We start from the raw sequence: 16,777 nt of genomic DNA, 5'->3' as shown, positions 1-16,777 counted from the left end.
GAGAGAAAGAAGCCCCAATGATAGCCCGAGCCTTAGGCTGCGGTCACCCCGGCTGTGATGCCGAGTTTGTCGAGGATGCCTTGAGCGGCTTTACGGCCATTGGCAATGGCGGTCACCACAAGGTCTGCGCCCAGTACCATATCGCCACCGGCGAAGATTTTGGGATGCAGGGTTTTACCGTCTGGCGCCAGCACGCGGCCGGCTTCGTCGGCAACCACACCAACGTCTGACAACCAGTTCGGCAGTTGTGGCCTAAAACCGAGCGCCAAGATAACGGTATCGGCATTCAGGTCGCGCTCAGAGCCTGCAACCGGTTCAGGGCGGCGGCGGCCGGACGCATCTGGCGCGCCCAACTGCGTTTGTTGAATGCGAATACCGGCGACCTTGCCGCTATTGGCCAACACTTCCAGCGGCTGGTGGCAAAAGGCAAATTGCAGGCCTTCTTCCTCAGCAAAACGCACCTCTTTGGGTGAGCCGGGCATGTTTTCGCGGTCACGGCGATACAGCAAGGTGACGCTGGCCGCGCCCTGGCGAAGGGCGGTGCGGGAGCAGTCCATAGCGGTGTCACCACCGCCAATCACAACCACGTGTTTGCCTTTCTGGTCAAAGTGCAGCTCGGTGCCTTGCATCAGTTTAAGGTTCTGATCGTACAAGTAATGGGCCGCTTCCAGGCAGCCGTCGGCATCGCTACCGCTAAGGCCGGAGTTCACGCTTTTAGGGGCGCCAAGGCCCATAAACACCGCATCAAAGTTTTCTAAAATTTCTTTGAAACTAATGTCTTGGCCAACTTTGGTGTTAAGGACAAACTCAACACCCATGTCTTTGAGCACCTCAAAACGGCGGCTGATGATGTCTTTTTCCAGCTTAAAGCCGGGGATACCGGTTGAAAGCAAACCACCGATCACCGGCTCGGCTTCATAAACGGTGACATCAACACCGTTACGGATAAGGTAATCGGCGCAGCCAATACCGGCTGGGCCTGCCCCAATAACGGCAACCTTATGGCCGGTTTTGGCAACCACCGACAAGTCAGGGCGCCAACCGGCGTCTAGTGCTAAATCGGTAATGTCGCGCTCGACCTGGCCGATGGTAACGGCACCAAACTCGTCATTAAGGGTACAAACGCTTTCACACAAACGGTCTTGCGGGCAAACCCGGCCACAGACTTCCGGCAGCGGGTTAGTCTGGTGAGCCAGCTCTGCCGCTTCGGTAATTTTGCCGGCGTTAGCCAATTCCAACCAACGGGGAATGGCGTTATGCAGCGGGCATTTCCACTGGCAATAAGGGGTGCCGCAATCAATACAACGGGCAGATTGCTCTTCACGCACCTGTGCTGTTTGCGGCGATTGCACTTCCTTAAATTGGGTGACCCGCTCTTTAGCCGGTACCACCTCGCCGGTTTGGCGTTCAAAATTTAAAAAGCTCAGGGGATCTTTCACGATACGGCCTCCCTCAGTTGTGGTTGCCAACCTTGAGGATGGATCAGGGTAAAGCGCTGGGCCCAGTCGGCATCTTCCAGCAGCTCGGCAGCGCGGGCAGAACCGGTCAGGTTGTGGTGGCGCTTAATCAGCGCCCGTACCTGCTGGGTAACATCGTTGTGATCACTCAGTGGGCACCAATCGACCAATTCGTTATTGACCGCGCGGTCGTCTAAATCCATCACCACCGCCAGGCCACCGGTCATGCCGGCAGCGAAGTTGCGGCCGGTTTTACCCAGCACCACCACCATACCTGCGGTCATGTATTCACAGCCGTGGTCGCCAACACCTTCCACCACCGCGGTAGCGCCGGAGTTACGCACCCCGAAACGCTCGCCGGTTTGCCCCTCGGCAAAACATTCGCCGCCGGTGGCACCAAACAGGCAGGTGTTACCCATGATAAGGGTATCTGCTGCCACAAAGTGGCTGCCAGGCGGTGGGCTCAATACCAAGGTGCCGCCGCCAAGACCTTTACCGACATAGTCGTTGGCATCACCCACCAGGCGCACTTCCATGCCCGGCAAGGTAAAGGCACCAAAACTTTGGCCGGCGGTACCGCGAAATTGCAGGCGAACCGGTTGTGGGCTGCCGCCATCACCGTATTGCTTGGCAATAGCGCCGCTTAAGGTGGCTGGCACGGTGCGGTCGGTGTTGCTGATGGGGTAATAAGCCAACCAGGGGGTATCAAGCTGCGCCTCGGCGACAATTTTGTCGTTAAGGGTATGCTCGGGTTGTGGCAATACCACTTCGTATTCCGGCAGGCTTGGCAGGGGTTTTAAAAGCACCTTGCCAATGTGCTCGTCACTGCACTCGAGCAAGTCTAAGCGGCCTTTAGCCTCGTTGAGGCTCGCCACACCCAGGCTTGCCAGCAGCTCGCGAATTTCGCGGGCCATCAGGGTAAAGAAGGATTCCACCTGTTCTGGCAGGCCACGGAAGTGTTTGTCACGCAGCACACTGTGCTGGGTGGCAACACCGGTCGCGCAGTTATTGAGGTGGCAAATCCGCAGATATTTACAGCCCAGCGCCACCATCGGCGCGGTACCGAAACCAAAGCTGTCGGCACCCAAAATGGCTGCCTTAACAACGTCTTGGCCGGTTTTAAAACCGCCATCCACCTGCAAGATAACCTGGTCACGCAGGCCTTCTTTAATCAGGGCATGGTGGGCGTCAATCAGCCCCAGCTCCCAAGGACCACCGGCATATTTAACCGAGGTTAGCGGGCTGGCACCGGTACCACCGTCATAGCCGGAAAGGGTAATGAGGTCGGCGCCGGCTTTGGCCACGCCACAGGCAATGGTGCCAACGCCCTGGCTCGACACCAGTTTCACCGAGACCAACGCTTGCGGGTTGACGGTTTTCAAATCATAAATGAGCTGCGCCAAATCCTCGATAGAGTAAATATCGTGGTGTGGCGGCGGCGAAATTAGCGTGGTGCCGGGGGTGGAATGGCGCAATTTGGCAATTTCCACCGATACTTTATGGCCAGGCAGCTGGCCGCCTTCACCGGGCTTGGCGCCCTGGGCCATCTTAATTTGAATAACTTCAGCGGTGGCCAAGTATTCCGGTGTAACCCCAAAGCGCCCTGAGGCTACCTGGCGGATTTTCGAGCGGCCGTCGGAGCGGCGGCGCTTAGGATCTTCACCACCTTCCCCAGAGTTAGAGCGGCCGCCCAAGCGGTTCATGGCAATAGCTAGGGCAATGTGTGCTTCCGGCGACAAGGCGCCGATGGACATCGCCGCGGTATCCATTCTTGGGAACAGTTTTTCTGCCGCTTCTACGCTTTCAACCGCTATCGGTGCGGCACCAGCCTTAAAGCTCAGCTTGTCACGTAAGAAGCTGTCGCGGCCCAGGTGCACCGCTTTGGCATATTGCTGCCAGGCGTCCCAGGAATCGCTGCGCACAGCGGTTTGCAGGCTGCGAACCACGTCGGGATTCCAGGCGTGGTATTCGCCGTCGGGCTGGAATTTCAGCAGGCCACCAAGGGGCAAAGGCCCTGGCATAAAGGCGTCGTTGTGCAGCTTTAAGGTCTGGGCCTGAATGTCGGCAAAGGTTTTACCGCCGATAGGGCTCTTAAGACCGGGGAAGCACAGCTTACAGATCTCGTCGCTTAGGCCAAGCACGTCAAAAAGGGCTGCGCCACGGTAAGAGGCGACGGTGCTGATCCCCATTTTCGACATGATTTTCTTAAGGCCGGCATTAATACCGTTACGGTATTTTATCAGCACGGCTTTGAGTGAATCGTCCAGCATGTTGGAGTCCACCAACGCTGCCAATGATTCAAAGGCCAAATACGGGTAAATGGCGGTGGCACCAAGGCCCAGCAGTACCGCAAAGTGATGTGGGTCGCGCGCACTGCCGGTTTCGATAAAGAGGTTGGCGCTGGCCCGCAAGTGGCGGTCAACCAAGCGTTCTTGCACAGCACCAACGGCCATGGCTGCGGGGATCATCAAGTTGTCGGCATGAACCTGGCGGTCAGACAGCAATACCAGCACGGCGCCGTCTTTTACCGCCGCTTCGGCGTTGTCACAAAGGCGCACGATGGCGTCTTTCAGGTTGCCGGTTTTGGGGTACGCCAAACTTAAGGTTTTATGGGATTTTTTGTCCAGCAACTGGCGCAAGTCGGAATAGAGCAGTATCGGCGATTTAAACTGCACCCGTTCGGCATGGCCCGAGGTTTCGCTAAAGACGTTTTGCTCGGCACCTATATAGGTAGTCAGCGACATCACGAAGGCTTCGCGCAGCGGGTCGATAGGCGGGTTGGTCACCTGAGCAAAGCGCTGGCGGAAAAAGTCGAACAAGCTGCGGTTATTTTTGGAAAAGCCGGCTAGCGGGGTGTCGTCACCCATGGAACCAACAGCTTCTTTGCCGTCACGGCCCAGCACTTCTACCACATCGTGAATTTCCTCACGGGTCAGGCCGAAATACTTCTGTACTCGCTTAAGTTGTTCGTCGCTAAGGTCGCGGATACCTGCTTGAGCCGCTGATAAATCTTCAAAGGGAGTCAGCTTGGTATGGTTATCGTTGAGCCATTCACGATAGGGATGACGGCCGGACAATTCACGGTCGATGGCATCAGAGAACCAGATTTGACCTTTAAAGGTATCCACAGCCAGCAATTGGCCGGGGCCAACTCGGCCCTTGGCGGTAACTTCGTCTTCGGCGTAGTCCCAAATGCCCACTTCCGAAGCCAAAGTAATAAGGCCGTCGGAGGTTTCAACCCAGCGCGCCGGGCGCAAGCCGTTACGGTCCAACTGACAAGCCGCATAGCGGCCGTCGGCCATCACCACCCCTGCCGGGCCATCCCAGGGCTCCATATGCATGGAGTTGAATTCGAAGAAGGCTTTAACATCGTCAGCCATCACCGGGTCCTGTTCCCAAGCCGGCGGCATAATAAGCCGCATCGCCCGGAACAAGTCCATGCCACCAGACAGCAGCAAGTCCAGCATGTTGTCCATGGCCAGCGAGTCAGAACCGCTGGAGGACACAAACGGCTTGGCATCTTGCAAATCGGGCAACAGTGGCGAAGCAAATTTGTGGCTACGCGCCCGCGCCCAGTGGCGGTTGCCGGAAATGGTGTTTATCTCGCCGTTGTGGGCCAGATAGCGGAAAGGTTGCGCCAATTCCCAACGCGGCAGCGTGTTGGTAGAAAAACGCTGGTGGAAAAGACACATGGTGCTTTCCATACGCAGATCGGTCAGATCGGTATAGAAGCGGGGCAGGTCGGCGGCGAGGGTCAGCGCTTTGTAAACCACCACAACGCAAGAAAGCGACGCAATGTAGGCGTCTTGTTTTTGGGCTTCCATACGTTTTTCAGCGCGGCGGCGCGCCATGTAAAGGCGGCGCTCGAGTTCGCGTTTACGCCAGCCCGGTGGGGCATTGACCAGGACCTGTTCAATAACCGGTTGGCTTTTAAGGGCAATGTGGCCCAGCACAGATTGGTCAACAGGTACCGGACGCCAGCCAGCCACGGTCAGGGTTTCTTTACCTAACTCTTCAGTAATAATGGCTTTGGCTTTTTCGCTTTCTTTGGGCAGGAATACCATGCCAACAGCGAAACGTTTGGCGAGACGGAAACCGTTTTCCTCGGCTACCGCACGAAAGAATTTTGTCGGCAGGGAAAGCAATAAACCACAGCCGTCACCAGTACGGCCATCAGCTGCAACACCACCACGGTGCTGCATGCGGGAAAGTCCCTGTAGTGCCAGGCGAAGCAACCTGTGGCTGGCTTGCCCTTCTTTATGGGCGATCAAGCCAAAACCACAGTTATCGTGGGCTTCAACCATCTTGTCCACCTCCATCATTTTTATGCATTAATGCAGCATAAAAATTGTTAATGCTCAGTCGCGGACTGTTCACCCTAATGGCGAGGTAGGGGGTTGGTCAATGACTATTTGGGTCCCAAGGCCTTTGATAACGGCCCAAAAACGGCAGCGTTATTCCGGCTTTACCTGATAAATCATGTGGTTATTTCTTGCTTTAGCCATCCAGAGGGCCTTTATAAAATTTTTATATGAGCAATACAGCTTTCAGACGCTCTCTAACTGAAAAAAACCTAACTTAATAAAAATCAGTGTATTAGCATCGAAGCTAGGGGTGATGCCTGCGGGCTGGCGAAAAACACAGCGGCAGGTGAGTGGCCGATTTGGCTAATGATTGCCCAACCACCGTAAGTTAAGGACAATGGCGCTGCTAAACCAGGGCAAGTTCGCTATTTTTACCGCAGCCTGCAAGGTCGAGGGCAGGATATAGTGAATACAGAGCACCGCCGCCGTTATCCATATTGATGTCTGACTCAATTGGCGGTTTTCAGGTTATTTGGTGGCTGTGAGAGCAGTATTTTTATACCTATCAGGCCCGCGCCTGAAGGAGGAACCGCATTTATGATGACCATTTGGGCGCAGAAGTTTACCGAATTGCTGACCCGCTTGGGGACAGCCCGATTCAGTGTCGCCCTGTTCAGTTTGATTTTGCTTATCAGCTTGGTGGGAACCAGCACCACCGATATCTTGCTGCACGGTAATGTCACGGTTTACGACCTGCTGACACCTTTGATACTGACCCTGCTTACGGCGCCTTGGGTGTTGTACTTCTTTCTAGAGATGATTTCGCAGCTCGAGAAATCACGCCGCCACCTTTTTCAGTTAGTCGAACAGCTAGAAGAGCTTCGCGAACAGGACAAGCTGCTTAACCAAAGCCTTAAAGACAAGGTAGAACAGCTTAATTTCGAGATAGAGGAACGTAAAAAAGCCGAATTTGCCCGCCAAGACGCCATTGACCGGCTGAGCTTGGAAGTGGTTGAGCGTAAGAAAACCCAAGAGTCTTTGGGGGAGCAAACCGCCTTGCTGCGCTCCTTTATTAACTCGTCTCCCGACATGATTTACTTTCGTAACGAAAAGGGCATTTTCTATGGCTGCAATAAAGCCGTAGAAACGGTAACGGGTAAAAAAGAACAAGAGCTGATTGGCTTGTCGCCGTTTGAGGTCTACCCCAATGAAGTGGCGATGCGGGCTATCGAAACCGATAAAGTGCTGTTTGAAAACAATCAGCCGATCACCTACGAGCAATGGCTGCAATATCCGGATGGTCGCAAAGCGCTTTTTGAAATGCGTAAAGTCCCGTTTTTTTCCGCCTCAGGCCGCCGGTTGGGGCTACTAGGGTTTGGCCGGGATATTACTGAACGCAAAAAATCGGCTGATGCGTTGGAAAAGGCCGCAAGAGAAAAGACCCAGTTTATTGCCACTTTAAGCCACGAGTTACGCACACCGCTTAATGGTATCGTCGGTTTGGCGCGAATGCTGCGCGATAGCCCGCTTAACGAGCAGCAGCTGTCGTATATCAACACCATCTACGTATCGGCAGAAACCCTAGGTAACCTCTTTAACGACATCATCGATTTGGATAAAGCCGATCGCCGTCGTTTGGCCATAGTGCCGGAGCCGCAAGATTTGCCCGCCTTTACCAAAGATGTAGCGACACTGGCCGAGCTGATGGCCAGCCAGCGCGGTTTAGGCTGGCAGTTTGAACGCCAGGGCGAGTTGCCTGAATGTGTTGAAATGGACGCCACCCGCACCCGGCAAATTCTTTGGAACCTGCTTGGCAACGCGGTCAAATTTACCGAGCAAGGCAAGGTGGGGTTAACGGTTAGCGCCGATGTGCAGCCTGACGGTAAGGCCATGCTGCGCTTTTGTGTCACCGATACCGGCATTGGTATTCCGAAACATGAAATCGATAAAATTTTTGCCATGTATTACCAGGTGGAATCGGGCGGCAAGATGCACGCCACCGGCACCGGTATTGGTTTAGCGGTTTCCAAAAATCTGGCAGAAGCCATGGGCGGGCAGTTGTTGGTGACATCAACGCCGGGGCAAGGCTCTACTTTTACCTTGTTGTTACCGCTACCGATTTGTAAAGCGTTAAAAGCACCCGCCTTGCCCGAGCCTAATGGGCAAAAAGTGCTGCAAATTTTGTTGGTCGAGGACATTGAACTTAACGTTACCGTGGCCAAAGCGGTACTGGAGAAAATGGGCCATCAGGTGACGGTGGCGATGACCGGGCAAGCGGCACTTGATGCCTGCGCGATGCAGATGTTTGACTTGGTTCTGCTCGATATTCAGTTGCCTGATATGAGCGGCTTCGACGTGGCCTGTACCTTACGGGAAAAGGCCGAGTTTGCAGAGCTGCCAATAGTGGCGCTAACCGCCAATGTCATAAAAGACAAAGAGCAGTATCTGGAAAACGGTATGGACGATGCCATATCCAAGCCGCTGTCGGTGGCAACGGTCAGCGCCATTATTGATGAATTCTATGGGGAGCCTGGGGCCATGCTAAATCAGCGACGCCACGAAGAAGAGCAAGAAGACAAACTGCTTGATACCAATATTCTTGGCCAATTTGTGGAAGCGGTTGGCGCTGCCATTATGCTGCAGTCAGCTGATTTGCTAGCCAGCCAGATGCCTGATTATTTGAAGGTACTGGAATCTAATTTGATGGCGGGCGATAAAAAAGAAGCCTGCGAAATGGCTCATAAAATCAAAGGCGCAGCAGCAGCGGTTGGCTTAAAGCGTATTCAGCAGCTAGCAAACCTTGCCCAGCACGGTGACGCTCCCGCTTGGGATGAAAACATTCAAGAATGGGTGGATGAAATTGTCGAGCAGTGGCAGGCTGATTTGGCGCTACTGCGCCAATGGCTCAATGAGCGTAGTAAATAAAAAAGCCGCCCTTGGGGCGGCTTTTTTAATGCGGCGAAATTAAACCGCTGTTTCGGTAGCTTCAATGTCACCGCAGAAACGGTAACCTTCGCCGTGGATAGTGGCGATAATTTCCGGGGTTTCCGGCACCGATTCAAAGTGCTTACGGATACGGCGGATGGTTACGTCAACAGTGCGGTCATGAGGTTTGAGCTCACGGCCGGTCATTTGCTTGAGCAGTTCTGCGCGGGTAAGGATCTTACCGGGGTTTTCGATAAAGAATTGCAGAGCGCGGAACTCACTGCGGGGCAGTTTAAAGCTTTCTTCTTTAGGGCTAACCAAGGAGCGGCTGTTAACTTCCAACGTCCAGTTGTTGAACTTGTAACGTTCAACTTCAGACAGCTCTTCCGGTTTACCGTTGGACAGGGTACGTCCAAGCAGGTTACGGGCACGAATGGTCAGCTCTCGAGGGTTAAAAGGCTTGGTGATGTAATCATCAGCGCCAATTTCCAGACCCAAGATCTTATCGACTTCATTGTCGCGGCCGGTCAGGAAAATCAGACCCATATCTTTCTTCTCACGAATTTCGCGAGCAAGCAGCAGGCCGTTTTTTCCAGGAAGGTTAATGTCCATGATCACCAGATCGATGGGGTGGCTGGCCAATACATCATGCATCTCTGCGCCATCACTGGCTTCGATAACCGCATAGCCTTCTGCTTCGAAAAGGCTTTTGAGGGTAGTACGCGTTACCGTTTCGTCTTCAACGATGAGGATATGAGGGGTTTGCATGGGCTTACCTAATTTTTAGGACCTAAATTCGCATCAATACTACAAATAAGAATTATCTAATGTGCCGAATTAATTTTAGCAACGACGCAATGACAATCCCGCAATTCTGCACTGACAACTGATAACTTGGGTTCTACCTTCTCAATAAAGTTCAGCCGGCACTGCCAAACTTTGGTAAATCCCGAGCAATGCTTAATTTTTGTCCTTGCTGTGGGGGCTGGCAGTATAAGCGATGTAACAGTGGCCTAACAAGCTGGCCCAAGAGGATAAAGACTCTTACAAAGCTTAAAATAATCAGTAAGGGCGCCTTCTGGAGAGCGGTGATGACGTTATGGGAGTTATATCAAAACACAGTGTTTCTGATGCCGCAGCCCTTGTCTAAAAGGCTTGATTTTGCAGTGATCACAGCCCATAACCCTGAAGGAAAAGTGCTCAGCGAAGCGGCCAATCAAAAACGTGACCTGTTACTACAGGCCGAGCTCATTACAAAAGGTTACAAAAACCAGCCGCTTTGGGGGTGTTCGGCTGATCTTAAACACAAAGAAAGATCATGGGCCATTGTGATGGATAAGCCATCTGCCACTACGCTTGGAATAAGACTAAAACAGAATGCCATTTTTTGGGTGAGCCATGACGAGCTGTATTTGCTGCCCTGCCTTATGCAGGAAAACGCGTGTCATCTAGGTCGATTTTCCGAGCGTATTATCGAAAGCCCTGACGCAGTGGACGGGTGTATCTAACCAATATCGCTGACTATATCGGGTGAAATGAGGGAGCTATGGCAGGCAAGGTGGCGGCATTTCCGCGTATTCAAAGTGCACCGACTGGCTTATCCAATGTGCTGGATCTCGCTCGGCACGCTTGTGATGAAAACCCTTTTCCCAGTTTTAAGTGTCGCCGCCAGTGGTTGCTGACCTTAAAAACCTTGTTATTAGAAAATCAGCAAGCCATAAAAGACGCCATTGATGATGACTTTGGCGGCCGCAGCCAAATAGAAACCACCCTTGGCGAGCTGATGCCTGCGGTGCGGATGATTGACCATCACCTTAAATATTTACGGCTGTGGCTGGAGCCCAATAAACGCCATGCCGGGCTATTACTGTGGCCAGCAACTGCCCGTGTGGAATATCACCCACTGGGGGTTGTCGGTGTTATTGCCCCTTGGAATTACCCGCTTTATCTCGCTATTGGCCCGGTAACAGCCGCATTGGCGGCGGGCAATCGGGTGCTGGTTAAAATGTCAGAACACACGCCGCATCTTTCGGGGCTGTTGGCGCGTCTGGTTGGCCAGTATTTTTCACCCAGTGTGCTGCAAGTTGTGCAAGGGGATGCCAAGGTTGGGGCGGCTTTTGCCAGGTTGCCTTTTGACCATCTGATTTTTACCGGCTCTAGTGCCGTGGGCAAACTGGTGATGCGGTCCGCCGCTGAGAACCTAACGCCGGTAACACTTGAACTGGGCGGCAAATCGCCAGTGTTGATAGCGCCCGACATGGCACTTGAGAAGGTGGTTGATAGGTTACTGTTCGGCAAATGCTTTAACGCCGGGCAAACCTGTGTGGCGCCTGATTATGTGTTGGTGCCAAGGGGCAAAGGGCAGCGGTTAATCGAACTGTTATTGGCGGCCTTTGAAAGACGCTACCGCAATTGGCAACACAATGCTGACTTTAGCGCCATCATCAATAACCCGCATTACCAGCGCTTATGCCAGTATTTAGAAGAAGCCAAAGCAGCCAACTGCGAGCTTCATCATCCAGCCATTGCCAAGCTCGATACCTTGCAGCGGTTAGGCTTGCATCTGCTACTTAATCCGCCCAGCTCCCTGGCCTTGATGAAAGAAGAGATATTCGGCCCCATTTTACCGGTGATTGAATACGACAGCCTCAACCATGCCATTGCCTTTATTAAAGCTCGGCCCAAGCCATTGGCGTTTTATCCGTTTTCAATGAAAGTCAGTGTGCAGCAACAGCTTTTGCAAGCTATTCATGCTGGTGGGGTTTGTATTAATGATGTACTACTGCAAGTGACCGCCGACGAGTTGCCTTTTGGTGGTATTGGCCATTCCGGGTTTGGCCACTATCACGGCAAAGAAGGGGTGAGGGCCCTGTCTCATGTGCGGGCGGTGTTAAAAAAAGGGCGTTGGAACCCGGCTGCCTTTTTCTACCCGCCTTATAAGAGACCTATTATTAAATGGTTGCTCAAAGGATTGGTTCGATAAAACTCTAAAATTTGCTTGGCAGCTTTTTTATTGGCAAGACGCCAGGCTGCAAGTGGCTACGTTTCATCGTTTTTGATGGGGGATACATGTCGCATCTTTGTGTTTCCATCGACAAGTTGCAGGTTGGAGACTTTGTCGTTCGCATTGAAGAAAGTACGGGGTATCGCTTAAAGAAGTCAGGGCATATCGGTTCACCTCAACAGTTGGTCGCCCTTAAAGACGCTGGTGTCGCCAGCGTATGGATAGACCCTGCCCAGCGTCTTCATACCCTGATTGAAGCCGCCGCCGCGCCGCAACTAAGTGGCGCCGTTGACGAGCCGCGCGAAGAAATACAGGGTTCGGTTGCGAAGAGCCGGCAGTTCTACCTTAAAGCCCGCGAGCAGATGGCCGACTTTTACAGTCTGGTGTCTAACGGGGGTATTCCTGATCTCGACGTTGCGCAGAAATATGCGTCGACTTTTGTTGATGCTGCTTTAAAACACCCCACCACGCTTGCCTGCCTGACCCGCATTCGCGAAAAAGATGCCTACCTGATGGAACACTCGCTGAGTGTTTGTATTTTGATGTCACTGTTTGCCAGCTATCTTGGCATCGAACGCCGGTTGATAGATAAGTTGGCCCTTGGCGCCTTGCTTCACGACCTAGGCAAGGTCATGGTGCCTGAAACCATCTTGATGAAACCGGGCCGGCTGACAGACGCCGAATATGAAGTGATGAAAAGCCATGTGGTGCATTCAACCGCCATCTTGGCAGAAGAAAAAGACATTCCCCCTGAGGTGATGGATGTGGTGAGCAATCACCACGAACGCATTGACGGAAAAGGTTACCCTAACGGCAAATCGGCAGAGCAGTTATCCACCTATGCCCGTATGGTCAGTATTGTTGATGTTTACGATGCGCTCAGCGCCGAGCGTTGTTACAAAGAAGCGATGCCGCCAACCAAAGCTATGCGGGTGTTAATGGAACTTGCCGGTAGCCACTTTGACGAATACTTAGTGCGCCAATTTGTGCGCTGCATGGGGGTTTATCCAATCGGCTCTTTGGTGCGTTTAAAATCGAAACGGCTGGCTGTTGTGGTCGCTCTTAACGAGGAAAGTAGCCTAAGACCGAAGGTGAAAGTGGTGTACAGCTTGACCAGTAAGTCCCACCTGCCGGTGCAAAACCTTAACCTGATGTTGTCGAAAGACAGTATTGAGGGCGCTGAAGATCCCCGGGACTGGGGCGTTGAAGTCAGCCGTTACTTAAGCACTTCTTGATCCAGCGTAATGTCGAAAAAGCGCCCTGAGATATAGTCTTGGGGCGCTTTTTTTGCATGGAATTTTATGCCCAGCTCAACCCCTTTTTCGTTAAGTGCCGAGCCTAACGTTGGTAGCATCATCAGTGGTGGCTTGCTCAGCTGCTGCCCCGATACCTCCGTTCGCCAGGCATGCACCTTAATGCACCAAGCCAAGGTCAGTTGCATTCTTATTACCGACCAACAAACCGTATTGGGAATATGGAGCGAAGGCGACGTTCGCCATCTTGATATCAGCCGTGATGAGCTTCTTGACCAGCCCATTCGACAAGTGATGCACAGCCCTGTGCACAGTATCGGTGCCGAGGTGCCTTTAGGCCAAGCGGCCAATATGCTCAAACACTTTAGGGTGCGGCGGCTGTTGGTAGTGGATGAAGCGCTACAGCCCATTGGCGTATTAACCCAGTCCGATATCATCCGTTTTCAGGGGGTGGAGCACTATTTACTGATGCGCGATCTGGCCAGTTCGCTTCGCCGCCAGGCGATGATAGTGCCCGACTCCATGCCGCTCAGTCAGGCGCAGCACTTAATGTCTGACGAAGGTTTGGATGCCTTGGTGGTGAGCCGCGCTGACGGCGAGCACGGCATTTTAACCGAGCGAGATTTGGTGGCCTGGGTTGCTGGCACAAAGGGCGAGGTGGCAGGAGACTTGGCCAGTTACCCGTTATTTTCCATGCCCGCCTCGGCCAGTTTGATGGTCGCCGTGCAACAGCTGCAAGAGCAGCATTATCGCCATCTTGGTGTTACCGATGGCGGCGACGAGCTACTGGGCGTGCTGTCCTACAGTGACGTGTTGGCCAATATTGAATACGAATACGTTAACCAACTACGGCGATTGCTTGACGAGCGCGATAGCGCCCTTCGCTTGTCGGTGGAGCATTTGCGCCTGGCAACGCAAGTGATTAACGCCTCTTTGGATGGCATCATGATCACCGATGCCAAGGGCACTATAGAGTCGGTTAACCCCAGCTTTTCGCAAATGACCGGCTATCAGCAACACGAAGTCATCGGCCAAACCCCTTCGGTATTAAGCTCTGGCCGCCATCCTGAAAGCTTTTATCACAACATGTGGCTGCAGCTCGAAGAGCAGGGCTATTGGCAAGGCGAGATTTGGAATCGCCGCAAAAATGGCGATGTTTATCCGGAATGGCTGACCATTACCGCTATCCGTGATGACGATGACAACATCTGTAAATACGCCGGCATCTTTACCGACATTACCGACCGTAAGCAAAAAGAGGCCCGTATTCAGTCGCTCGCCTATTACGACGAACTAACCGGCCTGCCGAACCGCCGTTTATTTACCGACCGCCTGAAACTGGCAATTGCCAATGCCAGGCGCCACCACCACCAAGTGGCGTTGCTGTTTGTCGATTTGGATTTATTTAAACGCATTAATGACTCCCTTGGGCATTTAGCGGGCGACAAGGTACTGCGGGAAGTGGCCAAACGCTTGCAAGAAACCGTACGCGAGGGTGATTCGGTAGCCCGTCTTGGTGGCGACGAATTTACGGTGCTGGTGCCAGAAACCGACGAAGTGGTGGGCTTGGAAAGGCTAGCGCAGCGCTTAATTGACGCCATTTACGCACCGATGGAAGTCAACGGCAGGGCGCTATTTGTGTCGGCCAGTATTGGTATCAGCGTCTTTCCTGGCGACGGCAAAAACGAAGAACAACTGCTGCGTTTTGCCGATACCGCCATGTACCGCTCCAAAGAATTGGGCCGTAATAAATACCGTTTTTACAACACCGAAATGAGTGACCGCAATCGCCAGGAAATGCGCCTGGAAGAGCGGCTGCATCACGCTTTGGCCAACCGCAGCTTAGACGTTTTTTATCAGCCAAAAGTGGACCTGGCCACCGGCAAGCTCAAAGGCATGGAAGCGCTGCTGCGCTGGCATGATGAGGTGCTGGGGGATGTGCCGCCAACGCAAGTTATTCCCCTTGCCGAACGCTTAGGGCTAATTGAAATTCTTGGAGTGCAGGTGCTGGAAAAGGTCTGTGCCCAGCAAGCGGCTTGGGCAGACCGGCAACGAGTGCCCATTGCCGTTAACTTGTCGGTATTGCAGTTAGGCTCAGACGATTTTCTCAGCGCCCTTGACCGCTGCTTGGCGCAGTACCAGTTGCCGCCGGGGCTGATTGAGCTGGAGATCACCGAAAGCGTCTTTATCCCGGAGCGGGCTGAAGCCATGCTGGCGCTATTGGAAGCACTGCGTGAGCGCGGTATTCGGCTGTCCATTGACGACTTTGGTACCGGTTATTCTTCGCTGGCTTATCTGCGCAAGTTGCCCATCAACGCCTTAAAGCTCGACCGCAGCTTTGTTGAGCATCTGCCGCAAGTTGAAGGCGATGTGCAAATAAGTTTGGCGGTATTGGGGCTAGCCCGCGGCCTGGGTTTGGAAGTGATTGCCGAAGGGGTAGAGAACGAAGAACAAGTGGCCTTTTTGACCCAGAACCAGTGCCATCAGGCGCAGGGTTTTCTCTATGCAAAGGCGTGCCCGGCAGACATTGCACAAACCTGGTTAAGCGGTGAAACCATTACCAAAAGGGGCCAATAAAGGCCCCTTTTTAGTGCTGCTAAGCCATTAGCTTCTTTCCAAGGCCAAAGCGACACCTTGGCCGCCGCCGATACAAAGGGTGGCTAAACCTTTTTTGGCATCGCGGCGGATCATTTCATGCACCAATGTCACCAGAATCCGGCAGCCAGATGCGCCAATGGGGTGGCCAATGGCAATGGCGCCACCATTAACGTTCACCTTATTGGTGTCCCAGCCCAATTCTTTGGAAACCGACAGCGCCTGGGCAGCAAAGGCTTCGTTGGCTTCAATCAGCTCCAAGTCGTCAACGCCCCAACCGGCTTTAGCCAAACAGCGCTGCGTAGCCGGAACCGGGCCTATGCCCATAATGGCGGGGTCAACACCGGCATTGGCATAAGCCTTGATGGTGGCCAATACCGGCAGGCCCAGGGTTTTGGCTTTCTCGCTACTCATCAGCACCACAATGGCAGCGCCATCGTTAATGCTGGAGGCATTACCGGCGGTAACGGTGCCGTCTTTTTTAAAGGCTGGGCGCAACTTGGCCAAGGATTCTGCCGTGGTACCGGCGCGAGGCTGCTCGTCGGTATCGAAAATAACAGGGTCGCCCTTGCGCTGTGGAATGCTGATAGGGGTGATTTCGTTTTTAAAATAGCCGGCCTCAATAGCCGCTACCGCTTTTTGTTGCGAACTGGCGGCAAAGGCGTCTTGTTGTTCTCGGGTCAGTTGATATTTTTCCGCCAGGTTCTCGGCGGTGATCCCCATGTGGTAGTCATTAAAGGCGTCCCACAAGCCGTCTTTAATCATGGAGTCTTCAAGTTGGGCATGGCCCATACGCAGGCCGGTGCGCGCCTTGGGCAAAACATAAGGCGATAAGCTCATGTTTTCCATGCCACCGGCTATCACCACATCGGCATCGCCGCAGCGAATTGCTTGTGTCGCCAGGTGCAGGGTTTTAAGGCCACTGCCACACACTTTGTTGATGGTCATGGCCGGTACCATGTCCGGCAGGCCGGCTTTAATGACGGCCTGGCGCGCCGGGTTTTGCCCGGAACCGGCAGTGAGCACTTGGCCAAGCAGTACTTCATCAATTTCATTGCCCGCCAGGGACAATTTCGCCAGGGTTTCTTTGATAAGGCTGGCCGCCAAATCGGGGGCCGGAATTTGGCTAAGGGCACCTTGAAAAGTGCCCACCGCAGTGCGGGTTGCTGCCACTATAACTACATCCTGCATGGTATCTCCTTATCCGGCGCAAGGCGCCAACAGGTTGGGGGTAAGACT

Annotated in this window: 9 protein-coding genes; 5 read left to right on the top strand and 4 right to left on the bottom strand. The window is 53.4% G+C overall.

What is annotated here, in order from left to right; genetic code table 11:
• Positions 1–32: 32 nt before the first annotated feature.
• Entirely contained in the window at positions 33–1,442 is a 1,410-nt protein-coding gene (locus tag DW350_RS14890; protein ID WP_192954885.1) for a glutamate synthase subunit beta, read from the bottom strand.
• Positions 1,436–5,776, bottom strand: a complete 4,341-nt coding sequence (gene gltB, locus DW350_RS14885) for a glutamate synthase large subunit (protein WP_115720654.1) — start codon at positions 5,774–5,776, stop codon at positions 1,436–1,438. Before gltB ends, DW350_RS14890 begins: the two co-directional genes overlap by 7 nt.
• A 582-nt stretch (positions 5,777–6,358) precedes the next feature.
• Here gltB and arcB point away from each other — a divergent pair.
• Positions 6,359–8,686: an aerobic respiration two-component sensor histidine kinase ArcB gene (gene arcB / locus DW350_RS14880; RefSeq protein ID WP_115719689.1), complete on the top strand. Its 2,328-nt coding sequence runs from the start codon at positions 6,359–6,361 to the stop codon at positions 8,684–8,686.
• Positions 8,687–8,725: 39 nt separating this feature from the next.
• Here the strand turns inward: arcB and arcA are convergent, their stop codons facing one another.
• Positions 8,726–9,454, bottom strand: coding sequence for a two-component system response regulator ArcA (gene arcA, locus DW350_RS14875; protein ID WP_115719688.1), 729 nt, complete (start codon positions 9,452–9,454; stop codon positions 8,726–8,728).
• A gap of 323 nt (positions 9,455–9,777) precedes the next feature.
• On the opposite strand from arcA, the gene DW350_RS14870 reads away from it, so the two are divergent.
• The 4 genes from DW350_RS14870 to DW350_RS14855 all read left to right on the top strand — a co-directional run bounded on the left by DW350_RS14870 (position 9,778) and on the right by DW350_RS14855 (position 15,520).
• On the top strand, positions 9,778–10,194 hold the full coding sequence (locus DW350_RS14870; RefSeq protein ID WP_192954700.1) for a DUF3293 domain-containing protein: 417 nt from the start codon (positions 9,778–9,780) through the stop codon (positions 10,192–10,194).
• A gap of 38 nt (positions 10,195–10,232) precedes the next feature.
• Entirely contained in the window at positions 10,233–11,669 is a 1,437-nt protein-coding gene (locus DW350_RS14865; protein ID WP_115719686.1) for a coniferyl aldehyde dehydrogenase, read from the top strand.
• An 86-nt stretch (positions 11,670–11,755) separates the two neighbouring features.
• Positions 11,756–12,925: an HD-GYP domain-containing protein gene (locus DW350_RS14860; RefSeq protein ID WP_115719685.1), complete on the top strand. Its 1,170-nt coding sequence runs from the start codon at positions 11,756–11,758 to the stop codon at positions 12,923–12,925.
• Between the two features lie 66 nt (positions 12,926–12,991).
• Positions 12,992–15,520: an EAL domain-containing protein gene (locus DW350_RS14855; RefSeq protein WP_115719684.1), complete on the top strand. Its 2,529-nt coding sequence runs from the start codon at positions 12,992–12,994 to the stop codon at positions 15,518–15,520.
• Positions 15,521–15,547: 27 nt separating this feature from the next.
• Here DW350_RS14855 and DW350_RS14850 read toward each other — a convergent pair whose 3' ends face one another.
• On the bottom strand, positions 15,548–16,729 hold the full coding sequence (locus DW350_RS14850) for an acetyl-CoA C-acetyltransferase (protein ID WP_115719683.1): 1,182 nt from the start codon (positions 16,727–16,729) through the stop codon (positions 15,548–15,550).
• Positions 16,730–16,777: the final 48 nt, after the last annotated feature.

Origin of the sequence: Gallaecimonas mangrovi (genome assembly GCF_003367375.1) — a bacterium.
GTDB lineage: Bacteria > Pseudomonadota > Gammaproteobacteria > Enterobacterales > Gallaecimonadaceae > Gallaecimonas > Gallaecimonas mangrovi.
The sequence above is the reverse complement of the archived record's forward strand: the minus strand, read 5'-3'. Positions and strand labels throughout refer to the sequence as shown.